This window comes from Gemmatimonadaceae bacterium, from assembly GCA_020852815.1.
Classification (GTDB): domain Bacteria; phylum Gemmatimonadota; class Gemmatimonadetes; order Gemmatimonadales; family Gemmatimonadaceae; genus SCN-70-22.
Map to the genome: position 1 here is coordinate 71,499 of JADZAN010000016.1, position 22,766 is coordinate 94,264.

A 22,766-nucleotide genomic window follows, 5' to 3' on the forward strand; every position below is an offset into this window, starting at 1 on the left:
CCACTCCCGTCCCCCGTCCCCCGTCCCCCGTCCGCCGTTCAGTCGAGCGCCAGCTTCCCCCGCCTGAATCGCTGCACCGCCGCCACGTCCAGCACCACCGCGAGTGCGCCGATGACCGCGGCAATGCGGAAGGCGAGCGCTTCCACCCCCAGCGTGCCCACGGTGGCCAGGACCTTCACCTGGAAGTCGGCGGTGGTGAGTTGGGCAAAGAGGACGGGCGCCATCATGAGGAGGAGGATGATGATGCCGAACGTTTGCTGTGCCTGACGCACCGTTGCCGCGCGGAGCGAGACAAAGACGCCGATACCGGCGATGAAGAACGAGCCGGCGGCTATGAGCGAGAAGACGGCGGCAATGCGCGACAGCGGCATGGTGAGGAGGTGCCCCTCGAAGTGGCGCACATTCACCACGATCCAGCCGATGGCGAGGTTGATCGTCGCGAAGGTGAAGCCGTACAGGACGGCCGCCAGGATCTTCCCCATCACGATGGCGGCATCGGGGAGCCGCGAGGCGAGGAGCGTTTCCAGCGTGTGGCGTTCGCGCTCGCCGGCGATCGAGTCGGCGATGAGCGTCGAGGTCATGCTGGTGGTGAGGAGCGGCCAGTAGAAGAACATGAGGGGCGAGGTGAGCCACGACGCTCCCAGCTGCAACGGCGAGATGACGCCCAGGAAGAGGATGACGACCAGGACCGACCACCCGCCGCGCTTGAAGCGCAGGAGCTGGTCGAGGATCTCCAACCATTCCTTGCGGGCCACCGTAAGCACGTCGTGGATCATCGCCGCCCCTCCGGGCGCACGGTGCCGTTCCCCTCGCCGGCCGGGGCGTCGCTGGTGACCAGCTCGAGGAAGACGTCCTCGAACGACGCGCGGTCGGGGCGCACTTCCTCGATGCGCACGCCGCGCGTGACGAGCCAGGCCACGATCGTTGGGACGTCGCCGCCAGGCGCAATACGCACGGCGAGCCCGTCGCCGCGGCGCTCCACGCCAGCCACCGCGGCGCTCGCCGCCAGCGCGTCGACCATCGCGTCGTCGAGCCCGCTCCCCGCGACGTGCACGACCGCCGCCCCGTGTGCAGCCCGCAGCGCGTGCGGCGCCCCGAAATCGAGCAGTCGCCCCTTCCGGATCACGCCGACCAGCGCACACAACCGTTCCGCTTCCGCCAGGTTGTGCGTGGTGAGGAAGATCGTGACCCCTTCCTGCTGCGCGAGCTTCACGAGGTCGTCACGGAGCGACGCCGACGCCACGGGGTCGAGCCCGGCGGTTGGCTCGTCGAGGAAGACCAGCGGCGGACGATGCAGGACGGCGCGCGCGATGGCCAGCTTCTGCTTCATCCCGCGACTCCACCCCCCAACGGGCTCGTCACGACGGTCCCAGAGCCCAAACTGCGACAGCAGCTCGCGGATGCGCCCCTGGCGCTCGCGCCTCGGCATGCGCCACGCCCTGGCGTAGAAGTCGACGTTCTGCAACGCCGACAGGCGTTCGTACACGCCGTTGTGCTCGAGCAGCGCCCCCGCCTGCGCACGCACCTCGCCGCCGTGCGTGCGCGGATCCAGCCCGAACACCTCGGTGCTCCCCTCGGTGGGATCGAGAAGCCCCAGGAGGACGCGAATGACGGTGGTCTTCCCCGCGCCGTTAGGCCCCAGGAAGCCGAAGACCACACCACGCGGGACCTCGAAGGTGAGGCGGTCGAGCGCGCGAACCTTGGGAAAGTCGCGCACGAGCGCCGAGACGCGAATGGCGGGAGGCGTCATGCCGTCCGGGTCGCCGGAAGCGCACGCAGCGCCGCGCGCACCGGCGCGGCGTCCAACCCGTCGATGCGGAGCGGGAGGGCGACCAGCTCGTACTCCCCCGGCGCCACACCCGACAGGTCGAGATTCTCGAGCACCCAGGCCCCGCCGGCAAAGAGGCGGTGGTGCACGTCGAGCGAGCTGCTCTCGCGCTCATCGACCGACGGACAGTCGACGCCAAGGAGGCGGAGCCCGCGCTGCAGGAGCAGGTCGACGCACCGCGTGGCCAGCGCGGGCCAGCGCTCCGGGAAGGCGCCAGCCGCGATGCAACGCCCGGTTTGCAGGAGGAGGCGTTGCACGCGCTCGCCGTCCGCCAGCCCCAACTGCGCAACGTCGAGCGGGCCGTCGGACAATGTGACATCCACCACACGGCAGCGCCCCACAAAGGCTTCGAGCGGGAGCTGGTGCGAGGCTGGCCAGCCATCCTGCACGTGCAACGGCGCGTCGGCGTGCGTCCCCACGTGCGGGCTCCCCGAGATGCACGACAGGTTCACGCTCGACCCGCCGGCACGGCGAGCCGTCCAGCGGCAGTCGTACGGCGTGTCGCCCGGCCACTCGGGCGTCCCCGGGCGCAGGAGGATGCTGATGTCGTGGAGCGCCCGGTCGTTAGGTGGGGCGTCCGGGACGGCGGGGATCTTCATGGGGTGGGGAAGTCGGCGAGGAGTCTGGTGGCGCGGTGACGGCCGGGACGCGCCGCGCCCTGTCGGCGACGGCGCCGCGCTCAGAACGTCGAGACGTCGAGCGTCGTGAGGTCGTCGACGCGCATGGTCTCGGTCGTGTAGAACGGTTCGCCGTATCGCGTGCGAATGAGCGAGCCGTAATGCGCCGCCTGGTGCCGCACGATCTCGTACAGCGGCTCGCCGTTGGGGTACACCTCACCTGCCTGCACCGCGTCGTCGAACTGCGAGCCATAGCAGCGGATGGCGGCCAGCTTGTCGTCGAACGTCTCGGTGATGTCGACCACGAACGTCGGCTTGAGGTAGTCCTCGCGGTAGGTGATGCAGTGCACGACCTTGTGCGGGCGGAACGGGGCGAGGTCGTCCTCGAGCTTGCGCAGCCCGGCAACGAAGGTCGCGTCGCGGATCAGTTCAGCCGCAACGCGATGGTCGGGGTGGCGGCCAAAGGGGGCGGGGGCCGGCGCGATGACGATGCGTGGTTGCAACTGGCGGAGGGCACGCGCCACGAGGCGCCGTGTCTCCGGCGTGTTCGTGATCCCCGAATCGGGGAGCGCGAGCTGCTCGCGCGTGGCGACGCCGAGGATCGCGTTGGCCTCGGCCGCTTCCGCGGCGCGCAGCGCGGGCGTCCCCCGCGACCCCATCTCACCGGCCGTGAGGTCGAGGATACCCGTGCGCCGCCCCGCGCGCGCCGCCTTGATCAGCGTCCCGCCGCAGGTGAGTTCCGCGTCGTCGGGATGAGCGACGATCGCCAGGAGGTCGAGTGGCATGCGGGACAATTTACCCGCCGGTGAAGCCACTCGTGAGTCGTGCACGAGGGGAGCCTCCCCGGCGGGCGACTCATGTCCTGGCGCTCGCTGGGGAAAGCGGCTCGCCGTCGCGTTCACTCGTAGCGCAGCGCTTCGACCGGGTCGAGCCTCGCCGCGCGCCGGGCGGGGATGAGGCCAAAGACGAGGCCAATGCCGATCGAGACGAGGACGGCGATCACGGTGATCCCGATCGGCGTGGGGGCGGCCGCGCCCACCATCATCGCCGCCACCCGCCCGACCACCAGGCCAAAGACGATTCCGATCAGCCCCCCGATTCCGGTGAGCGTCGCCGCCTCGAAGAGGAACTGGAGCATGATGTCGCGGCGCGTGGCGCCTAACGCCTTGCGCACGCCGATCTCGCGCGTGCGCGACGTGACGGAGACCATCATGATCGCCATCACCCCGATCCCCCCCACCAGGAGCCCAACCGAGGACAGCGATACCATCACGAGGAAGAAGGCGCCGGTGAGTCGATTGAAGATCTGGAGGATCTGGTCCTGCGTGACGAAGTCGAAGTTGTTCTTGTCGGCCGGTCGCAGTCGCCGCATCTCGCGCAGGGCGACCATCACCGCCTCCTGCACCGCCGGCACCGAGACCGTCTCGCGCCCCTTCACCGCGATGAAGACGGCGTTCGACTTGTCCAGCGCGTACTGCTGGTCGGCCATGCGGAACGGGATGATGGCCGAGACCGAGACGCCCGGCGGCTGGAAGATGTTGTCCGCCGGGACGTAGAGCCCGATCACCTCGGCGGGACGCCCGCCCACGCGGATCACGTTCCCCAGCGGATTGCGCCGCCCGAACATGTCGCGCGCCAGGTCCTCCGGAATCACCGCCACGTTCGCTCCCGACGCCATCTCCTGCCGCGAGAACCAGCGCCCCAGCACCAGCTCCCCGCCAATGACGTCGGTGAAGTGGTCGTCGGCGCCGTAGATGCGGTTGGGTTGCGTGCGCACGTCGCCGAACTCGAGGCGCCCCTGCACGATGCCCCACATGCCGGCGTACTGCACCTCGGGAAGCTGGGCAATGCGATCCGCTTCCCGTAGTTGGAGGTCGGGACGAATCCGGATCCAGGCGGGGATCGCGTCCGGGTTCACCGGCATCTCGTTGTATGCCTTGAACACGTAGAAGATGCGTGGCCCGGCCTTCTCGATCGTCGAGACGATCTGCCCCTGGATGCCGTTGACGATCGTCGCCATCGACATCACCGAGCTCACGCCGATCACCACGCCGAGGATCGTGAGCCCGGCGCGAAGCTTGGCGGCTCGCATCGCCTCGAGGGCGATGACCACATTCTCTTGCAGCTGGTCGAGGATGCGCATTCGGCTACTCGGCGCGCAGCGCGGCAATCGGGTCCAGGCGCGCCGCGCGGCGCGCCGGATAGACGCCGAACAGGATTCCCACCCCCGTCCCCAGCGCCAGCGACAGCACCACCGACCACGCCGTCACGCGCGCCGGCAGCGGAGACGCCGCCGCAATGAGCGCCGCGAACGCCGCTCCCGACCCCACGCCGATCACCCCGCCAAATGTCGCAAGGACGATCGCCTCCCACAGGAACTGCCGCTCGATGTCGCGTGCGCGCGCCCCAACCGCCTTGCGTATCCCGATCTCATGTGTCCGTTCGCTCACCGCCATCAGCATGATGTTCATGATGACGATCCCCCCCACCACGATCCCGATCGACACCATCGCTGGGATAATCGCGAAGAGGAGACGCGTCAGCGTCTTCCAGAAGGCAACGAGCGCGTCTGACGTCTCGATCGAGAAGTCGTTCTCGTCGCTTGGGCGCAGGCCGCGCGCCACGCGCATCGCCTCTTCGGCGCGCGCCATGGCCGGTGCGACCTCGTCCGCCTTCTCCATCTTGACGCTGACCACCGTCGTGGTGCGACGCCCGTACAGCATCTCGAAGCGCGTGGTCGGCATGAGGACGTAGGTGTCGAACGACTGTCCCAGCACGCGCCCCTTGCCGGCGTTGACGCCGACAATCTCGAACTGCTCACCCATCACGCGGACCGTGCGCCCCACCGCGCTCACCCCCGGAAAGAGCGCCTCCGCCACGTCGTGCCCCACGACGATCACCGCGCGGCGCTGCGCCACGTCGAGGTCGGAGAGCGAGCGCCCCGCCTCGACGCGGTAGTCCTGCACCAGTTGGAACTGCTCGGTCACGCCAAACAGGATGACGTCGGCAATGCGCTGGTTGCGCCAGACGAGGTCGGCGCGCGGCGTTGGCCACCCCGACTGGAACGAGACGGCCTGCGCCTCGGGAATCGCCGCCTTGACCGCATCGGCGTCGCGCGGTGTGATCTTGGGGCGCCGGTTGATGCGCGAGATCTCGTCGTCGCTGATGCGACCGACGTTGATGGGTGTGCGGCGCACCTGGAAAGTGTTCGCCCCGATCATCGCGTCGGCGATGTTCTCCTTCACGAAGGCATTCATCCCCTGGATGATCGCCGTGACTGCCACGAGGAAGGCAACGGAGACGATGATGCCGAGCAGCGTGAAGAACGATCGCAGCTTGTTGGCGCGGATCTGTGCGAGCGCCATCGCGAGCACGTCGGCGAACAGCATCCCGGATCTTGCGAGAAGACGAGAGGACGAGAGGACGAGAAGACGAGAAGCATGCCCCAGCGAAGGCTGGGGACGAGGAGCTGCCCCGGCGAAGGCTGGGGACAGGGGGGGTCTCTGGTGAATCAATTGGGGGGAGATGCTTCGCCGCAAGCGGGGCTCACCCGGGGGCTGCCTACTCGTAGCGCAGCGCTTCGACCGGATCGAGGTTCGCGGCGCGCGCCGCCGGTGCCATCCCGAACAGGATACCGGTGAAGGCGCTGGCCACCAGCGAGGCGACGATGGCAGGGAGGGGGACGGTGGCGGGAATCGAGGTCCATGACCGGATCCCGATGGCCAGCAGCCCGCCGGCGATGAGACCCACGCCGGCGCCGATGCTGGTGAGCGTCGCACCCTCCACGAGGAACTGCCACAGGATCGTGCGCCGTGTGGCGCCGAGCGCCTTGCGCACCCCGATTTCTCGCGTGCGCTCGGTGACGGAGATCATCATGATCGCCACCACGCCAACGCCGCCCACCAGCAGCCCCACGGCCGAGAGGACGAGCATGACCAGGAAGAGCGCGCCGAAGATCTTGTTGAAGGTATCGGCGATCTTGTCCTGACCCACGAGGAAGAAGTTGTTCTGTTGCGACGGACGCAGCCCGCGCATGGCGCGCATCGTCGCCGTGACCTCGTCCATCGCTTCGCCGCGCGTGAAACCGGCGCGCGGCTTCACGTTCACCATCATCCCGCGCATCCACACGTTGAGGCGGCGGCGCGCCGTTTCGGCGGGGGTGATGATCTTGGGCGTCTCGGGACCGCGCCCGTCCAGCGACTTGAGGAAGCCGGCGCGCGTCTGGTAGATGCCAATGACGGAGAACTGCTGTCCGTCGACCATGACCTGCTTGCCGATGGGGTCCGACTGGCCGAACAGCTTCTTGGCGAGCGTGTCGTTGAGGATCGCGACGGGGGCCGCGTTGGATGCTTCCTTCTCGGTGTAGTTGCGCCCCGGATAGATGTCGCCGCCGTCTGTCGTGAGCCACTCGGCGCCGTACGCCTCGAGGTTCACCGACTCGAACGACGTGTCCATGTAGCGAATGGAGGCGTTGCCGAAGAGCCATGGCGACGCGGCACCAACCGAGGGGAGCGCGTTGATGGCGCGCCATTCCTCCATGGTGATGGACGGATAGCGCCACTCGGGACAGTTCTCCTCCGTTCCGTCGCAGGCGTTGATCCCGACGTCGTTGCGGCGCACCATGAAGGCGTCGCCGCCAAAGGCGTCGAGGTCCGACTGGAACGAGAGCGTGACGCCGTGGATGGTCGCCGCCATGGCGACGACGACGAAGACGCCGACGGCGACGCCAAGGATGGTGAGCGCGGCGCGCACCTTGTTGGCGCGAATGGCGTCCAGCGCGATGGCGACGCCTTCCAGCGTGGCCTGCAGCGAGGCGGCAAACGACGACTTCATTCCTGGCGCAGGGCAGCGATGGGGTCGAGCCGCGCGGCGCGGCTGGCGGGGTAGATCCCCGCGACGATCCCGACGCCGGCGCCGAGGACGACGGCGGCGGGGATGGACCAGTAGGCGACGCCGGCGGGGAGCGGCGACACGGCGGCGATGAGCTTGGCGATGGCGATGCCTAACGCGATCCCGATGGCTGCGCCCAGCACGCTCAACGACGCCGCTTCCACCAGGAACTGCCGCATGATGTCGCGCCGCCGGGCGCCTAACGCCTTGCGGATCCCGATCTCGCGCGTGCGCTCGGCCACCGCCACCAGCATGATGTTCATGATCACCAGCGCGCCGACGATGAGCCCAATGGCGGGCAGCGCGGTACCGAAGGCAATCAGCTTCCCCTTGAGCTCATTGAAGAACTGCATCGCCGTGGCCGACGACTCGACGGTGAAGTTGTCCTTCTGCCCCGGCCCCAGGTGGCGAATGCCGCGCATCAGGGCGCGCACTTCCTCCATGGCCTCGTTGAGGATGACCGGGTTGGGCGACTGCACCACGAAGGCGCGCACGTCGCCGCGCGGATTGGTGACGCGCGCCAGCGACGAGGTGTACGGGGCAATCGCGAGGCGATCGAGCGAGAAGCCGAACACCGATCCCTGCGGCTCGATGACGCCGATCACCTGAAAGCTCGTCCCGCCCATGCGCAGTTCGCGCCCGAGCGGGTCGAGGCCGGGGAAGAAGTGCGTCGCCGCCTCCGAGCCGATCACGACCACCTTGCTCCCCAGCGTCACTTCCTGCGCCGTGAAGGCGCGGCCGGAGGAGAGCTTGTACTTCTTCAGCGTGAAGTACGTCTCCTCGGCGGTGACCGTTTGCACCTGCTTGGGGCGCGCGAACGGCGACGACGCGTAGGCAAACGTCATGTTCTCGATCGACGAGAGCATGCTGGCGGGAAGGACGGCGCGCACCTCGTCCACTTCGGACTTGTAGAGGCGCGGCCGGCGCTGCATCTCGCGCCACTCCGCCTCGGAGTGATCGCCAAACTCGCCGCCGGCGCGCCGCAGCGTGAACGTGTTCACTCCAAGCAGCGCGCCGGCAAAGTCCTCCTGCACATAGCGGCTCATCCCCTCCACGATGCTGACGACGGCGATGAGGAACATGACGCCGATCATCACCCCGAGCAGGGTGAAGAAGCTCTTCAGCTTCTGGACGCGAATCTGGGCAAAGGCGAGCCGGACTGCCTCGAGAAACGGCACGAGAGGGCGGGGACGGCCGGGTCTACTGGATGCCCATCGACTGCTTGAACGCCGAGCGACGATCGTCGCTGGCAATCACGCCGTCGCGCAGCACCACCACGCGACGCGCATGCGCCGCGATGTCCGGCTCGTGCGTGACCATGATGACGGTCTGCCCCGAGTCGGCGAGGCTTTCGAAGACGCGCATGATCTCCTCCGACGTGGCCGAGTCGAGGTTACCGGTCGGTTCGTCGGCCAGGAGGATGGACGGGTTGTTGACCAGGGCGCGCGCAATGGCGACGCGCTGGCGCTGGCCGCCGGAGAGTTCGTTGGGGCGGTGGTGCATGCGCGTCTCGAGTTGCACCTGCTCCAGCGCCTTCTTCGCCCGCCGCTTGCGCTCGTCGGACGAGATGCCGGCGTAGACGAGCGGCAACTCGACGTTGTGCAGCGCCGTGGCGCGCGGGAGGAGGTTGAACGTCTGGAAGACGAAGCCGATCTCCTTGTTGCGCACGCGGGCCAGCTCGTCGTCGCTCATCTTCGAGACCATCATCCCGTTGAGCCAGTACTCGCCGGCGGTGGGAGTGTCGAGGCAACCGATGAGGTTCATCAGCGTCGACTTGCCCGAACCCGACGGGCCCATGATGGCCACGTACTCGTTGCGCCGGATCGCGAGGTCGACGCCGCGGAGGGCGCGGACCACCTCGCCCCCCATGTCGTACTCGCGCTTGAGCCCGCGCGTCACGATGACCCAGTCCTTGCCCGGCGTCTCGCCGGGCGACATGACGACCGCCTGCCGTTCCGCCGTCGAGCTGAGAGGGTGCTCGCCCGTGGTGCTCAGTCGCCCGTCGCCGCCGTGGATGTCGCTCACGTCTTCGCTCCCGTCTCGGTCTTCTTGTCCTTGTCGGGCTTGGGCTCCTTGACCAAGGCCCCATCCTTCAACTCGCGAATGGCCTGGTAGGTGCCACCCACGATCTTCTCGCCGTCCTTCACGCCGGTGACGACCTCGAAGTACTTGTCGCCGGCAATCCCGACCTTAACGGGGCGGAAGGTGACTTTGTTGTCGGTCCCGACGATGAACACGCCCTCGGCGTCCTTCTTCCCCACTTCCTTCTTCTTCGCCTGTCCGGGGGCGCCCGCGGTGTCGGCGCTCAGCTCCTCGTTCTCGCGCACCGTGAGGGCGATGATCGGGATGGTGAGGACCTGTGTCCGCGTATCAGTCACGATCTTGGCGGTGGCCGAGAAGTCCGGGCGCGTCTCGGCGGGCGGGTTCACCAGGCGGATCTTCACCTCGTAGTCGATTGCCTGCTCCGTGCTGCTGGAGGCGGCGGCGGTCGCCTTGACCGAGCTGTTGGAGATCTCGACCACCTTGCCGACGAAGGTCGTGTCGGGGAAGGCGTCGATCTGGATGACGGCGGAGTCGCCGAGCGAGATGCGCGCGACGTCGGTCTCGTCGACCTTCACCTTCGTCTCGAAGACCGAGAGGTCGGCGATGGTGAGGAGCGTGGCCGCATCCTTGTTGAACGTTCCCGGGACGGCGGTCTCGCCCTGCTCGACGGCGAGCCGGGTGATCTTCCCCGTCATCGGGGCGAGGATCGTGGTGCGCGCCAGGTTGCTGCGCGCCTCGCGGAGCGACGCGGCCGACTGGTCGGCGTTCTGGTTGGCCGACTCCAGGAGCGCGGTGTTCACTTCCACCGCCGTCTTGAGCTGCTCCAGCGACTCGTCGGAGATGAGCGCCGCGTTGGTCTTCTTGATCTCCATCGAGCGGTCGTAATTGCGCTCGGCCTGGAGGAGGTTGGCCTTGGCCTGTGCGGCCGAAGCCTTGGCCGACGCCACCGCGGCCTCGGCGCGCTGCACCGCGGCCTGGTATTGCGCCGGGTCGATCTCGAGGAGGAACTGCCCCTTCTTCACGACCTCGCCTTCCTTGACCGCCAGGCGCACGATGCGTCCGGAGATGTCGGCGGCGACGTCGACCTTGGTCACCGGTTGCACCTGGCCGCTAGCGGTCACCGAGGCCACGAGGTCGCGCTTCTGCACGGTTTCCATGCGGACTTCGGTCGCCTTGTCGCCGCTCCTGGCCTTGGCGGCAAGCGCACCGCCCACGGCCGCGACGACCACGATCCCCAGTCCCCACTTCATGCCTTTGCTCATTGCACTCGTCCTCGGTTAGCGAAGCGCCCGGCCCACCGCGGACTCGAGCGCGGCGAAAGCCTTGTGATAGTCGTAGATCGCATTGATGCGATCGGTCTCGGCGCGCTCGTAGTCACTGCGCGCCTGGGTCACGTCCACGAAGGTGTTGGCTCCCACGCGAAAGCGCTCCTGCGCCAGCGCCAGCGCCTCGCGCGCGGCCACGGTGTTCTGTTCCTGCAGGCGGACGGTCTGGTACGCGGTGACCAGGTTGCGATGCGCCGAAGTCACGTCGGCGGTGAGCTTGAGCTCCTGGTCGCGCACGCGGTAACGCGCGTCGTTGCGGCTGGCGGCCGCTTCCTGGATCCGCTGCTCGCGCGTGAAGCCGTCGAAGATTGGCAGCGAGAGCTGCGCCGAGAGCTGCAACGGCGAGCGCGTCATCTTGAACGGGAACTGCGCGTTCGCGTCGCGCATGGCCGCGGCCATCGCGTCGGTAAAGACGATCGCGCCGCATTGCTGGAGAATGCTCGGCAGCCCGGCGCCGCGGCGCAGCGAATCCTGCGAAAGGCAGGACTTCTGCTGGGCGAGGGCGCTGGCCCGCGAGTCGTTGATGCTCCCGTCGATGTTGCGCAGTTGCTGCGAGAAACCGCTCACGCCCGAGCTGAGCGCGAGCGACGGGAAGTACGCCGAGCGCGCGCTCGACACCTGGATGTCACTCGCCCGCTCGCGCGAGCGCAGCGCCTGCAGCGCCGGGTTCCCGCTGCGCGCCTGCCCCAGCAGCGCCTGCAGCTCGAGCTTGGGCTCCTCGACCGTGAACTGCGAGGTGAGCGTCACCCCCGCCGGCTGCTCCACGCCGATCTGCTGGAACAACCGGAGCTTCTCCACCTCCACCGCATTGCGCTCGCGCAGCACCGCCACCTGCTGCTGCCCCACCTGCACCTCGGCGCGCCGCACGTCGAGCGAAGTGGCCGCCCCCACCTGCTGCCGCGCGCGGGCCAGCTCCAGCTGCGCCTGCGTGGACCGAAGCAGCGTGTCCTGGAACGCCGCGCGCGCCTGCGCCTGCAGCACGCTCAGGTACTGCGTCATCACGTTGCTGCGCAGCGTCGCCTCGGCGCTCGACATCTCCGACTCCGCCGCCGACAGGTTGGCGGCTTGCTGCTTGCGCGCCAACCACGTGGCCGCGCTGATCGCCAGGTCGACCCCGATGTCGGCGCTCGAGGAGAGGACGTCCGAGGTGGAACCGAAGGCCTGACCGGCGAAGAACTGCTGGCGCCCTTCGCGGTAGCTCGAGCCGAACGACGTACGCACCGACGGAAGGAGCTGCCCCCTGGCCGCTCGCAGCGCCGCGGCTGCGCGCTGCCGGTTGGAACCCGTCTGCAGGTAGGTGGGGTTGTTGCGGACTGCCAGACGGATCGCTTCGTCGAGCGTAAGCACAGGACCGCTCGCCTGAGGCGCCTGGGCCACCGCCTGGGACAGGGGCGCCGCGCCAAGGAAGAGCAGGGTGCAGATCAATCGTCGCATGGAATGCCGGAGCGAAGGGGTGGTGAAGTCTGCTGCCTGTACGGCGCAGGAAAATGCAGGGTTTCAACGACAACGCTCCGCGCGACGCGGAGCGTTGGGTTGGACATCGGCCAGGCGCCCGATCGTTGACGTGGTGCCGCCGGCGTCGTGCCGCGCCCGGTCGCGATCGGCTACGGCGCGGGCGGGTCGTCGCGCAGGGCGACGAGGTTGCGCGACGGGATCGCGACCTTGAGCACGCGCCCCTTGGCGTCGACCCAGAGTTCGCGCGCGTCGCCGCTTGGCTCGGTCAGCGTGATGTGGCGCGCGTCGACGTCCTTGGTCCCGATCGTCACCCGGTCGGAGCCCGCGTTCGAGATCTTGAGCACGAGTTGCACGTTGCGGCGCGGGACGACGATGGCCACGCTGGTCGCGTTGCTCCGGCGCGCCACGAAGAAGTACTGGTGGAAGACGTCGTCGTCGAGAATCAGGGCGCCGTCGGTGACGATGTACTCCTTGGCCGACTCGCCGCGCGCGTTGTTGATGCGCGCACTCACCCGCCCGCGCGTGATTTTCCCGCTCCAGCGTTCCGAGCCGGCGGTGCTCCCCCGGCTCTCCACCTGATAGTCGGATGGGGCACCCAGCGAGTCGGAGTGCAGGGCGGGGGTCAACCGCCGGTCGCCGAAGACGACCGTGGCGCGCGCCACGTACTCGAGCGCTCCGCTTGCCCCGGGTGTCCCCTCGATCCGGAAGTCCTCACGCCCCGTGCGCATGTTCCCCACGGTGATCGTGAAGCTCCCCTGGTCGATGATCTGGGCGCTCTGCGCGGACGAGTTCGACGGAGCAAGGAGCGCCGCCGACGCAACGAGGAGCGCCGCCGGGGTGAACGGAACGGCGCCGGCCGGCACGAGACGCAGGGCGCGAAGCCCGAAGTGTCGAATGATCATGGCAGTAAGATAGTACCCCGTCCCTGCAGACCCGTTCATCCCATTCGGTCGTCACCCGCTTCAGTCGTCGGCGCTCGGCGGGGCGAGGAGGATCCGGTCGCGGATGCGGGAGTAGATGCGGGCGTAGATCGCCTTTCCGGTCTCGGCGCTTGCCAGCGATGGGCGCCCGATGGAGCCGGCGCTCCCCCGCGGGACCCTGAGTGACTGGCGCCGGTATCGCCCAAGCGCCTCAGGGGTGATCATATAGTCCTGCGCCAATTCCATCTTCACCAGCGCGGGGGCCAGGTACAGCAGGAGCGAGGTATCGACCTCGTCGCCGTGCAACGGCCCCACCCCGCTCACCGTCAGGTCGGAGAGATTGATCGCGAGGATGTCGACCACCCGCACCCGCGCCCCCTTGGTGATGACCGTCGACAGCGCTTCCTGATGTCCCTCGTGCCCGTGGGCGGTCAGGAAGACGAACTCGCGAACGCCCCCGGCCTCCCAGGCGTCGGTGAGGTCGTTGAGCGCGCGCAGGAGTGTCTTGCGCCGGAGCGTGGCGTTGCCGGGTACGACGCGCTCATGATCGGAGTTGACCCCGTACTCGACCGTTGGCGCGCGCAGCAGTCGCAACTCCGCCGAGAGATCGTCGGCGAGCCGGTCGACGATGATCGTATCGACCCCCATCGGCAGGTGAGGACCGTGCTGCTCGCATGTCCCGACCGGGATCAGGAGACGGGGATCACGCCCGAGCACCTCCGCCACTTCGTCCGGGCGGAGTTCCTTGAGGCGAAGCGGATGGGAATACCCTGTTGGATCGGGGAGCATGTCGTCGGCATCGGGTGAACGCGCCTCGAGCGCGTCCGCGGCACTCCGGGATCGCGTGACGAACCTGGCGTGGCTGGCGAGCACGGCGGGCGCCATCGCGCTCGGCGGGTGGTGGCTGCGCTCGTGGGGCGAACCTTATCTCATCGCCACGTCGGGAGCCATCGCCGTCTCCCTGTTCCTGGTCGTGGTGGCGCGCGGCGGGCGCCGACTCCCCATGGTGACGGCGGTTGCGGCGCTGGCCTGGTTCGCGGCCCAGGGGTGGCTCGCTCGCCGCGACTTCCACCGGCTCGACACCGATTGGGCGGGATACGAGGGCGAGCGGGCCGAGCGCGCGGAGGCCGCTTTTGGCTCGGCGGTCGCGACCGACCTCGAGACGTTGGCGGCGGCGGCGGCGCGCGCGCTGGACATTCCGTCCGATGTGTCGGCGCGCTTTGGCCGTCTCGAGGACGAGCTGCCGTCGCGCGCGTTGGGGGAGACGTCGGCGGTGGTGTTCGAGGGTGAGCTCGAACTCGCCTGGATGGGGCCCGTGCGCATCGCGGTCGATTCGCTCACCGCCCCCACCGGCGTGGCGTGGAGCGAGTTCTACACGGTCGCCTATGCCACGGCATCGCGCGGCGCGCGACGCGCCGTGATGATGCGCGTCCTGGCCGCGGCGCCGCCGGCTGACCGCCTGGCGCCGAGCATGGCCGGGATCCTGTCGGTGCGCGAGGAAGTGGGCGCGCTGACGTTGTTGCGCGCGTCGGGGGAGGGCTTTCACCAGGTGGCGGCCGGCGCGCTCTCCTCGCTCTGGGTCAAGGCCGAGCTGCTGGGGGTGGGACCGGCCCGCCTGCGCGTGGAGGAGCGCACGCGGTTGCAGGGGGCAATGGCGATCGCCGTGGCGCTGCTGGCCCTCCTGGCGGTGGCGTGGCGGCGTCCCGCGCCGGCGTGGCGCCGCTTCGCCACGTTAGGCGTGGCACTCGCCCTGGTGTGGCGGCTCCCGCTGTCGTCGCTCTCGAACAGCATTCCCGCCTTCGATCCATCGTTCTTCTACTCGGCCAGCGGCGGGGCATTTACCGCCAGCGTGGGGGCATTGGCGCTGGCGGGGGCCATCGCCGTCCTCGCGGTCTTCGCCGTACGGCGGCTGCGGGGCGGGAGATTGTCGCGCTGGCTCGCGCCGCTGGTGGTGATGGCAATCGCCTCGTTAGGTCCCTTCCTCCTGCGGGACCTGGCGCGCGGGATCACCCCGCCGTCGCGCGGGATTCCCGTGACGCTCTGGGTGGCATGGGAGGTGGCGCTCTTCCTCGTCGCCACGGCATTGCTGCTGGCGATGGTCCGCGCCGGGCGACTCGTCCTCGGCGCCACGCGTGGCGTCTCGCCCGTCGTTGCCCCGGCGCTGGCCGCGGCGGCGGCGGTCGCGGCCCCCGTCTTGTGGAGCGCCCCCGGGCGGTGGCCCGGATGGTATCCCGCGGTGTGGATCGTGTCGCTGGCCGCGCTGGCACTGGCACGGCGCACGCGCGGCTACTTCCTCTACGCCTCGTTTGTCGCCGCCTGCGGCGCCGCCACCCTCGTGTGGGGCTCGGTGTCACGCGAACGCGTGCGGCTGGCGGAGCGCGACATGCGCGGGTTGACCGTGGCCGACTCGGAAACGGAGCGACTGCTCATGCGGCTCGCCCAGTCGCTGCAGCAGACGCCACCGCCGCGCACGCGCGTCGACCTCCTGCGCCTCTACATCGCCTCGGACCTCGCGGCCTCCGGCAATCCGATGGAGCTGGCCACGTGGCGCGCCGGATTGGAGCTCCCCGATGCCGAGCTTGTGGTGGCGGACTTCGAGCGGCGTGCGGAGGGGGAGCGCGACGCCGTCGCCGAGGCGGCTTCCAGCGGCCGCGCCGTCGTTCGCGGCATGTCGTCGGGGCAGGGCGTGCAGCTGGTGCTGGCGGCCCCGGTGGACTCCGAGCATGTGGTCACGGTCGTCGTCTCGCCGCGCACGCGCCTCATTGCCGACGATCCCTTCGCCTCGCTGCTCGGCCTCGATGCCCCCAACATCGTCGAACCGCCGTATCGCCTGGCGGTGGCCTCGCTCGCCATCGATGCGCAACTGGACGAGTCGCCGCAGTGGGTGCGGCTGGGCGATGAGTTGCACGGGGACTGGCGCGTGGGCGGGGCGCGCGGCTTCGTGCGCGCCCACGTGGAGGTGGAACTGCGATCGCTCGATGCGCTGGTGCAGCGCGGCGCACTCCTCGTGCTGGTCGACCTGCTGGTCGTGATTGCCCTGTGGACGCTGGCCGCTGCGGCTGACGGCGCCCTGTGGCGGTGGGCGCGCATTCGGCTGCGTCGGTGGCATGCGTCGTATCGCACGCGCCTGACGGCCGCGGTCTTCGTGGCCTTCATCCTCCCGGCCGCGGCCTTTGCCATCTGGACATACCGTCGGCTGCAAGACGAGGATCAGCTCTCGCGCGAGCTCCTGGTGCGCGAGACGCTGCGCGCCGTGGCCGCCACCAGCGACCTGGGGCGGTTGTCGCAGGAGGGTGACCGGCTCGACACGCCGCTCTTCCTGTACAACGGCGGCCGCCTCACGAGGTCGAGCGACGAGCTGTACGACGCGCTGGTGCCGCTGGGGCGCTACCTGGACCCGGTGGCGGCGCAGGGCGTGGCGTTAGGCGACGAGGTGGCGGCCAGCCGCCGCATCACCGTGGGCGGGATCACCACGCTCGTGGGGTATCGCGTGCTGATGGATACGCGCGCCGAGCGGATCATCCTCGCCGCGCCGGCGCGGCGGAGCGAGCAGACGCTCGAGCGACAGCACAGCGATCTTGGCGTCCTCGTCGCCTTTGCCACGGCCTTGGGGGCGCTGGCCGCGCTCTGGCTCAGCGGGGTGGTGGCCCGCGGCTTCGCCGCGCCCATCGGGGCGTTGCGTGACGCCGCGATCGACGTGGCGGAGGGGCGCGTCGCGCTCCCCTCGCTCGGCTCGCGCCCGCCGTACGAGTTCCGCCCCGTGTACGACGCGTTCCGGCAGATGGTGACTGACCTCGGGGCGTCGCGCGCGGCGCTGGAGGCCGCGCAGCGGCGCACCGAGGCGGTGCTGCGCAACGTGGCGTCGGGCGTCATTGCCTGCGACGTGGAGGGGCGGGTGACGCTCGCCAACGCGCAGGCCGACCGTATCCTCGGGCGTGCGGTAGCGCAGGGCGAGTCGCTGGCCTCGCTCGGCATCGCCACGCTCGACGTGCAGCTGACGGCGTTCGCGCGCGACCCCTCGCGGAGCGACGACGCCGGCTTCTCGCTCGGGCACCGCGGGCGCGACCTTCGGGTGCGCCTCACGAGGCTTGCGGCTGGCGGCGGCGGTGTGGTCATCACCCTCGACGACGTGACCGACCTGGCCCGCGCCCAGCGTGTCTTTGCCTGGGGCGAGATGGCGCGCCAGGTGGCGCACGAGATCAAGAACCCGCTCACCCCCATCCGGCTCGGCGTGCAGCACCTGCGCCGGGCACGCGCCGACCAGCGCGCCGACTTCGATGCCATTCTCGAACGGAATGTCTCGCGCATCCTGGCCGAGATCGACCGGCTGGATGAGATTGCCCGGGCCTTCTCGAAGTTCGGCACCGCCCCGCTCGAGCGCGATCGCGGCGTCCCCACCGATGTCGCCGCCGTGCTGCGCGACGTGGTGGCGCTCGAACGGATGGGCGACTCCGGCGTCGACTGGGTCCTCGATGACGCAGACGACGTGGCGTGGGGCCTCTCGCACGGCGACGAACTGCGCGAAGTGATCCTCAACCTTCTCGAGAACGCGCGACATGCCAACGCGACGCGAGTCGTCTCGCGTATCGTGCGCGGGGCGAGCGCCGTGGTCCTCGAGGTGGCGGACGACGGCGACGGCATTGCACCCGACGCACTCCCGCGCGTCTTCGAGCCGCACTTCTCCACGCGCACCAGCGGGAGTGGGCTCGGGTTGGCCATCTCCAAGCGGTTGGTCGACGCCTGGGGGGGCTCGTTGCACATCGGGCCCGGTGAAACGCGCGGGACAATCGTTCGCGTGACGCTGGCTCCGGCGCCCTCGCCGTAACAGCTTTCTCCCATGCCAGCCACCCCGTACAACGGCGTCCGGGCGGTTCGCCCGTCGCACGATTCGCTCGACACTCCCAACCGCGTGTCGTACGACCTGCCGGTGCACCTGCGCGAGTGGGAACTCCCGCCCGAGTGGGCCTGGGGGAGCGAAGGGGTCTACATGGAGTACCGGCACTACCAGGAGGTGCGCGACGCGCTGGGGCGTTCGCTCTCCCTGGTGAGCGTCCCCGATCCCGCGCACGTGGGCTGGCTGGCGCGCGAGGCACGCTACCTCGCGCACCGCAACCATCCGGCCATTCCCACCACGTACCACTACTGGGCCCCGCACACCTCCACCAGGCGCGGGCCCGGGTACCTGCGCCGCTGGATCTCGTCGGAGACGATCGGCGCCCGCGTGCGCCGCACCGGGCCGGAGGACATTCCGGCCATCATGCGCATGCTGCGCGCCGTTGGGTCCACGCTGGCGTACCTGCACGACTCGGGGCAGGTGCACGGCGGGATGTCGCCGGAGGTGGTGTGGGCGTCGCCGTCTGGGCGCTATTGGGTGTTAGGGTGGCAATGGGCGATGGCGAAGGGCGAGGTCCCGGCGGGGCTGCGCCCCGACCGCCGCTGGACGCCGATGCCCCCGGAGTGGGACGACGAGTGGCTCCCCACGCACGCGTCGGACCAGTGGCAGCTGGCGGCCACGTGCTTCCTGGCCATCACCGGGGAAATGCCGCCCTCGCGCGAGGCGCCCCCCATTCGCCTGCTGCGCCCGGAATGTCCGCAGGCGCTGGCCAACATCGTCGACCAGTCGCTCATCCCCGACCCCGCGCTGCGCCACCGATCGGTCACGTCGATGTTGCGCGCGCTGGAACGCGTGAGCGGGACACGCTCGATGTTCGTCAGTGCGCCCGCCATTCCCTCGGCGCTCAGCGACGAGGGGCGCCTGCGCTGGGCGGTGGGCGACGACTACGAGATCCTCGGCTTCCTGGGGAAGGGGACCTTCGGGTCGGTGTGGCGCGCGCGCGACCTCTCGCTCGAGCGCGAGGTGGCGCTCAAGATGTTGCACCCGGCGGTGGCCGAGGACGAGCGCGCCGTGGGGCGCTTTCGGCGCGAGGCGCGGCTGGCGGCCATGCTTGCGCATCCGGCCATCATCCCCATCTACGACTGGGACGCGCGCGGCGAGGTGACGTGGTACACGATGGAGCTGGCCGAAGGGGGGTCGGTGGCCGAACTCGTGGCGCGCGCCGGCCCGCGCCCGTTCGAGGAGATCGCCCCGCAGGTCGACGCCATCCTCGATGCGCTCAACGCCGCGCACACCAACGGCATCATCCACCGCGACCTCAAGCCCGAGAACATCCTCATCGATCGCTACCGTCGCTGGCGCATCACCGACTTCGGCATCGCCAAGGGTGAGGACGAGCCCACCGGCACCACGGGCACCCCGGCCTTCGCCGCCCCCGAGCAGATCCTGGGGGAGGCACAGGGCGCCTCGGTCGACTGCTTCGGCGTGGCGGCCATCGTGTACTACGTCATTTGCGGCAAGCCGCCGTTTGACGGGCACGACGCGCAGGCACTGCTCGCCCAGCAACTCGGCGCGCGATACGACGAGTCGCTCCTGCCGCCGCCGCTCGTCGCCTTCATCAAGCAGGGGCTCGCCCCCGAGCCGGCCAAGCGCTTTGCCGATGCGGGGGCCATGAAGCGCTCGTGGCAGGGTGTGGTGGAGGAGATGGAGCGCGAAGCGCGCCGCGGCGATACGTGGTGGGGGCGCGTCCTGGGATGATGTACCGGGGCACCACCGCCTGACGCGACGCCGCATGCCTGCCCCCCCGCACGGGGCGCAGGCACGCCGTCGCGCGCGTCAGCGATCCCCGTCGAGCACCGAGCCCAGCACGCCCAGGACCGAACCTTCCTCCCGCCTCCCGCCGCCGGCGCGAGGTGCCGCCGCAATGATGCGGTCGGCCAGTCGCGAGAAGGGGAGCGTCTGCAGCACGACGCGACCGGGCCCCGTCAGCTGCATGAAGAAGAGTCCCTCGCCGCCAAACAGCGCCGTCTTGATCCCGGGGACCATCTGGATGTCGTACTGCACCGTGGGCTGCATCGCCACCAGGCAGCCCGTGTCGACGCGAAGCCGCTCGCCCGCCGCCAGGTCGAGCTCGAGCAGCGTCCCCGAAGCGTGCAGGAAGACGAGCCCGTCGCCAACGAGCTTCTGCAGGATGAACCCCTCGCCGCCAAAGAAGCCGGCGCCGATGCGACGCGTGAAGGCGATGGAGACGTCGACGCCGCGCGCCCCGCACAGGAACGAGTCCTTCTGCGCAATCAGCGTCCCGCCCCACGACCTGAGGTCGACGGGTTGGATCTTGCCGGGATACGGCGCCGCGAATGCCACGTCGCGCCGGACCGTTGCCGCGTTGGTGAACCAGGTGACGAAGAACGAGTCGCCGGAGAGGACGCGCTTGCCGGCTTGCATCAGTTTGTCGAAGAGCCCGCCGCCGCGTCCCGTCTGGTCGAGCGACGTGGCCATCGTGATGCCGTCCTGCATGTACATCATCGCCCCCGCCTCGGCCACCACGGCCTCGCCCGGGTCGAGCGTGATCACCACGCCCTGCAGGTCGTCGCCAATCAATCGGTAGTCGATCTCGTCTGCTCGCATGTTGGCCGTGACGTGTGTGTGGCGGACGCGGTCGCCGGGCCCCGAGCCGCGGCGATGCACGAACGCGTGCGGCGGTGGCCGCCGCGGTCGCTGTTTCGGGAAGAGAACGACCGCCTCGCGCGAACGGTAGGGGCGCCGGCGCGTGGGGACGCGCGCGAGCGAGTGCGTGCGGCACCCCGTCGGCCGCACTAGCTTGGTGGTCATGCCTACCTCGCCCCGCCCCTTGGTCACTGCTGGTGCCGCGCGCGCCGCCGCAGTCGCGTTGTGCCTCGTCACGCTGTTCGGCGCCGGGTGCTCGTCAGACGATACGAAGACGGGGGAGGGGGCATCGCCTCAGGCGAGCGCCGGCGCACCGGCGGCGACTTCCGCCGCCGCCAACGGAAAGCCGGCGTGCCCCATGGAGGGCGACTGGACGCCATGCGCCGTCGAGGATCGCCTCACGCACTCGGGGGTCGTCTTCACGAAGAAGCCGGAGAGCGTGACGCTCCCGTTCTTCTCGGTGCCCGGCACCAGCTATGAGATCGGCAACCCCGAGCACGAGGCGCTGATCTTCCTCTATCCGTCGGCGCAGGCGCGCGAGCGCGACACGGCGGCGCTCGATAGCGCCAGCGCCTCGCCCAAGGGGACGCGTCACGCGTGGCGCACGCCGCCCACGCTCGTCACCTCGAACAACATGGCGGCGGTGATCCTCAGCCTCAACGACCGGACGGTCGAGCGCCTGGCCCTCGCCCTGGGGGCGGGACTTCCGCAGCCGGCGAAGCGTTAGGCGCCGGCGGTCGGGGCGCGTCACGCGGCGCGTCACGCGGCGCATCGCGCGGCACGTCACGGGAGACCTCGCGCGGCGCGCCGCGGGCACTGCGCGCTCCGAGCGTCGCCAGGCGACCGGGGACGATGGCGTCGGCGCCGTAACGCGAGCGCAACGTGTCCACCGCGCTGGCCAGGGCGCGGTCCCTCGCGGTCTCCAGCGTCGCCACGGCGGGGGCGTCCCCAAAGAGCGAAAGCTGGCCCTCGCCCTCCGCGCCGTCCGCGTCGTCGCCAAGCCCGGAGAGTCCCACCCCCAGCAGGCGCGCCGGCGTTCGTCGTGCACCCCGCAGCTTGTGCAACAGCTCTCGCGCCACCTCGAGGATCACGCGGTCGGCGACCACCGGCGACTCGAGCGTCCGGCTCGCACGGCGGATGCGGAAGTCGGCGTCCTTGACCTTCACGCTGATCGTGCGTGTCGACAGCTCCCTCGCCCGCAGGTCCGACGCCACCTTCGTCACCAGGCGCACCAACTCCACGCCCAGCACCGAGTCGTCGTTCACGTCATCGTGAAACGTGTCCTCGTGGCTGACGCTCTTTGGTCGTTCGCGCGCCACCACCTCGACGCTCCCGATCCCCCTGGCGCGCTCGTGCAGCCACCGGCCGGCGCGCTCACCCAGCATGCGCTCCAGGGCGGGAATCCCGGCGGCGAGGACATCCGGTACCGAACGCAGCCCCAGCGCCTCGAGGCGGTCGCGCAGCCGCGGCCCCACCCCGGGAATGTCGCCGAGCGGCACCTGCTGCATGAAGTCCCCCTCCGCCCCCGGCGCGACGACGAAGACGCCCGTCCCCGCACTTCCCGGTTTGGGCTTCCCGAACTCGACGGCGAGCTTGGCGATGAGCTTGTTGGTCCCGCCACCTAACGAGACGGTGAGTCCGGTGGCGGCGCGCACGGCGTCGCGGATCCGGTGGGCCACCTCGCCAAGCGGCGCCTCGCGGTACAGCGCCTCGGTGCCGGAGAGGTCCAGGTACCACTCGTCGATGCTGGCCGCCTGCACCACGGGAGCGAAGCGATGCAGCACCGCGGAGATCTCGCGGCTCTTGCGCCCGCACGCGCCGCGCGGCACGGGGACGCACATCGCCTGCGGGCACAACCGCACCGCGCGCGCCATGGGCATCGCCGACCGCACGCCGAACCGACGCGCCTCGTACGACGCCGAGCACACCACGCCGCGCGAACCCGGGGCCCCCCCGACGATCAGCAGCTTCGCCTTGCCGGCGCCGTCGGGATCCACCATGCGCGCGACCGCGACAAAGAAGGCGTCGGCATCCACGAGGAGGATGCGGCGCGGTCGCGCGTCGGTCGGCGCGGCGTGCGTGGACAGTCCGGAGGCGGAACGCATGGTGACGTCGTGCAAGATACCAAGCGCCGCCCTCCACCGGAGGAAGGGCGGCGCTCCCGGCGAGTATCGGCGTGTCCCGCGC

Annotated in this window: 18 protein-coding genes; 3 read left to right on the plus strand and 15 right to left on the minus strand. The window is 69.9% G+C overall.

Going from position 1 to position 22,766, the window contains the following annotated elements:
• Nucleotides 1-38: 38 nt before the first annotated feature.
• The 13 genes from IT359_09350 to IT359_09410 all read right to left on the minus strand — a co-directional run bounded on the left by IT359_09350 (nucleotide 39) and on the right by IT359_09410 (nucleotide 13,867).
• Nucleotides 39-776 (minus strand): ABC transporter permease, encoded by a 738-nt coding sequence (locus tag IT359_09350; GenBank protein ID MCC6929181.1) that lies wholly within the window; start codon nucleotides 774-776, stop codon nucleotides 39-41.
• Nucleotides 773-1,750 carry an ABC transporter ATP-binding protein gene (locus tag IT359_09355; GenBank protein ID MCC6929182.1) on the minus strand — a complete coding sequence of 326 codons (978 nt, stop codon included), beginning with the start codon at nucleotides 1,748-1,750 and terminating at the stop codon, nucleotides 773-775. The genes IT359_09350 and IT359_09355 overlap by 4 nt, the downstream gene beginning before the upstream one ends.
• Nucleotides 1,747-2,427 (minus strand): cyclase family protein, encoded by a 681-nt coding sequence (locus IT359_09360; protein ID MCC6929183.1) that lies wholly within the window; start codon nucleotides 2,425-2,427, stop codon nucleotides 1,747-1,749. The genes IT359_09355 and IT359_09360 overlap by 4 nt, the downstream gene beginning before the upstream one ends.
• Nucleotides 2,428-2,507: 80 nt before the next feature.
• A complete protein-coding gene (gene bshB1, locus IT359_09365) occupies nucleotides 2,508-3,230 on the minus strand; it encodes a bacillithiol biosynthesis deacetylase BshB1 (protein MCC6929184.1) in 723 nt (240 codons plus the stop codon).
• 113 nt (nucleotides 3,231-3,343) lie between these two features.
• Nucleotides 3,344-4,588: an ABC transporter permease gene (locus IT359_09370; GenBank protein ID MCC6929185.1), complete on the minus strand. Its 1,245-nt coding sequence runs from the start codon at nucleotides 4,586-4,588 to the stop codon at nucleotides 3,344-3,346.
• 4 nt (nucleotides 4,589-4,592) lie between these two features.
• The gene (locus tag IT359_09375) at nucleotides 4,593-5,834 is read right to left on the minus strand and encodes an ABC transporter permease (protein ID MCC6929186.1); all 1,242 of its coding nucleotides are present in this window, start codon (nucleotides 5,832-5,834) and stop codon (nucleotides 4,593-4,595) included.
• Between the two features lie 172 nt (nucleotides 5,835-6,006).
• The gene (locus IT359_09380; GenBank protein ID MCC6929187.1) at nucleotides 6,007-7,278 is read right to left on the minus strand and encodes an ABC transporter permease; all 1,272 of its coding nucleotides are present in this window, start codon (nucleotides 7,276-7,278) and stop codon (nucleotides 6,007-6,009) included.
• Nucleotides 7,275-8,513, minus strand: coding sequence for an ABC transporter permease (locus tag IT359_09385; GenBank protein ID MCC6929188.1), 1,239 nt, complete (start codon nucleotides 8,511-8,513; stop codon nucleotides 7,275-7,277). Before IT359_09385 ends, IT359_09380 begins: the two co-directional genes overlap by 4 nt.
• Before the next feature lie 22 nt (nucleotides 8,514-8,535).
• Entirely contained in the window at nucleotides 8,536-9,273 is a 738-nt protein-coding gene (locus IT359_09390; protein ID MCC6929189.1) for an ABC transporter ATP-binding protein, read from the minus strand.
• A gap of 83 nt (nucleotides 9,274-9,356) precedes the next feature.
• A complete protein-coding gene (locus IT359_09395) occupies nucleotides 9,357-10,640 on the minus strand; it encodes an efflux RND transporter periplasmic adaptor subunit (protein MCC6929190.1) in 1,284 nt (427 codons plus the stop codon).
• A gap of 15 nt (nucleotides 10,641-10,655) precedes the next feature.
• Nucleotides 10,656-12,137, minus strand: coding sequence for a TolC family protein (locus tag IT359_09400; GenBank protein MCC6929191.1), 1,482 nt, complete (start codon nucleotides 12,135-12,137; stop codon nucleotides 10,656-10,658).
• A gap of 170 nt (nucleotides 12,138-12,307) precedes the next feature.
• Nucleotides 12,308-13,060, minus strand: a complete 753-nt coding sequence (locus IT359_09405) for a hypothetical protein (GenBank protein MCC6929192.1) — start codon at nucleotides 13,058-13,060, stop codon at nucleotides 12,308-12,310.
• A 60-nt stretch (nucleotides 13,061-13,120) separates the two neighbouring features.
• A complete protein-coding gene (locus IT359_09410) occupies nucleotides 13,121-13,867 on the minus strand; it encodes a creatininase family protein (protein MCC6929193.1) in 747 nt (248 codons plus the stop codon).
• Between IT359_09410 and IT359_09415 the strand changes: the two genes are divergently transcribed.
• Nucleotides 13,866-17,903 carry a hypothetical protein gene (locus IT359_09415; protein ID MCC6929194.1) on the plus strand — a complete coding sequence of 1,346 codons (4,038 nt, stop codon included), beginning with the start codon at nucleotides 13,866-13,868 and terminating at the stop codon, nucleotides 17,901-17,903. The genes IT359_09410 and IT359_09415 overlap by 2 nt on opposite strands.
• Nucleotides 17,904-17,915: 12 nt before the next feature.
• A complete protein-coding gene (locus IT359_09420) occupies nucleotides 17,916-19,670 on the plus strand; it encodes a protein kinase (GenBank protein MCC6929195.1) in 1,755 nt (584 codons plus the stop codon).
• A gap of 78 nt (nucleotides 19,671-19,748) precedes the next feature.
• On the opposite strand, the gene IT359_09425 is transcribed toward IT359_09420, so the two are convergent.
• Nucleotides 19,749-20,540, minus strand: coding sequence for a TIGR00266 family protein (locus IT359_09425; protein ID MCC6929196.1), 792 nt, complete (start codon nucleotides 20,538-20,540; stop codon nucleotides 19,749-19,751).
• Between the two features lie 202 nt (nucleotides 20,541-20,742).
• Here IT359_09425 and IT359_09430 point away from each other — a divergent pair, with 202 nt between their 5' ends.
• The gene (locus IT359_09430) at nucleotides 20,743-21,306 is read left to right on the plus strand and encodes a hypothetical protein (GenBank protein ID MCC6929197.1); all 564 of its coding nucleotides are present in this window, start codon (nucleotides 20,743-20,745) and stop codon (nucleotides 21,304-21,306) included.
• On the opposite strand, the gene IT359_09435 is transcribed toward IT359_09430, so the two are convergent.
• Nucleotides 21,236-22,684 carry a DNA polymerase IV gene (locus IT359_09435; GenBank protein ID MCC6929198.1) on the minus strand — a complete coding sequence of 483 codons (1,449 nt, stop codon included), beginning with the start codon at nucleotides 22,682-22,684 and terminating at the stop codon, nucleotides 21,236-21,238. The two genes, IT359_09430 and IT359_09435, sit on opposite strands and share 71 nt — an antisense overlap.
• Nucleotides 22,685-22,766 lie beyond the last annotated feature (82 nt).

What these genes read in the sequence shown, in the direction of transcription:
- IT359_09350 (MCC6929181.1), bottom strand. Translation starts at nt 776, where the DNA reads ATGATCCACGACGTGCTTACGGTGGCCCGCAAGGAATGGTTGGAGATC.
- IT359_09355 (MCC6929182.1), bottom strand. Translation starts at nt 1,750, where the DNA reads ATGACGCCTCCCGCCATTCGCGTCTCGGCGCTCGTGCGCGACTTTCCC.
- IT359_09360 (MCC6929183.1), bottom strand. Translation starts at nt 2,427, where the DNA reads ATGAAGATCCCCGCCGTCCCGGACGCCCCACCTAACGACCGGGCGCTC.
- bshB1 (MCC6929184.1), bottom strand. Translation starts at nt 3,230, where the DNA reads ATGCCACTCGACCTCCTGGCGATCGTCGCTCATCCCGACGACGCGGAA.
- IT359_09370 (MCC6929185.1), bottom strand. Translation starts at nt 4,588, where the DNA reads ATGCGCATCCTCGACCAGCTGCAAGAGAATGTGGTCATCGCCCTCGAG.
- IT359_09375 (MCC6929186.1), bottom strand. Translation starts at nt 5,834, where the DNA reads ATGCTGTTCGCCGACGTGCTCGCGATGGCGCTCGCACAGATCCGCGCC.
- IT359_09380 (MCC6929187.1), bottom strand. Translation starts at nt 7,278, where the DNA reads ATGAAGTCGTCGTTTGCCGCCTCGCTGCAGGCCACGCTGGAAGGCGTC.
- IT359_09390 (MCC6929189.1), bottom strand. Translation starts at nt 9,273, where the DNA reads ATGTCGCCCGGCGAGACGCCGGGCAAGGACTGGGTCATCGTGACGCGC.
- IT359_09395 (MCC6929190.1), bottom strand. Translation starts at nt 10,640, where the DNA reads ATGAGCAAAGGCATGAAGTGGGGACTGGGGATCGTGGTCGTCGCGGCC.
- IT359_09400 (MCC6929191.1), bottom strand. Translation starts at nt 12,137, where the DNA reads ATGCGACGATTGATCTGCACCCTGCTCTTCCTTGGCGCGGCGCCCCTG.
- IT359_09405 (MCC6929192.1), bottom strand. Translation starts at nt 13,060, where the DNA reads ATGATCATTCGACACTTCGGGCTTCGCGCCCTGCGTCTCGTGCCGGCC.
- IT359_09415 (MCC6929194.1), top strand. Translation starts at nt 13,866, where the DNA reads ATGTCGTCGGCATCGGGTGAACGCGCCTCGAGCGCGTCCGCGGCACTC.
- IT359_09410 (MCC6929193.1), bottom strand. Translation starts at nt 13,867, where the DNA reads ATGCTCCCCGATCCAACAGGGTATTCCCATCCGCTTCGCCTCAAGGAA.
- IT359_09420 (MCC6929195.1), top strand. Translation starts at nt 17,916, where the DNA reads ATGCCAGCCACCCCGTACAACGGCGTCCGGGCGGTTCGCCCGTCGCAC.
- IT359_09425 (MCC6929196.1), bottom strand. Translation starts at nt 20,540, where the DNA reads ATGCGAGCAGACGAGATCGACTACCGATTGATTGGCGACGACCTGCAG.
- IT359_09430 (MCC6929197.1), top strand. Translation starts at nt 20,743, where the DNA reads ATGCCTACCTCGCCCCGCCCCTTGGTCACTGCTGGTGCCGCGCGCGCC.
- IT359_09435 (MCC6929198.1), bottom strand. Translation starts at nt 22,684, where the DNA reads ATGCGTTCCGCCTCCGGACTGTCCACGCACGCCGCGCCGACCGACGCG.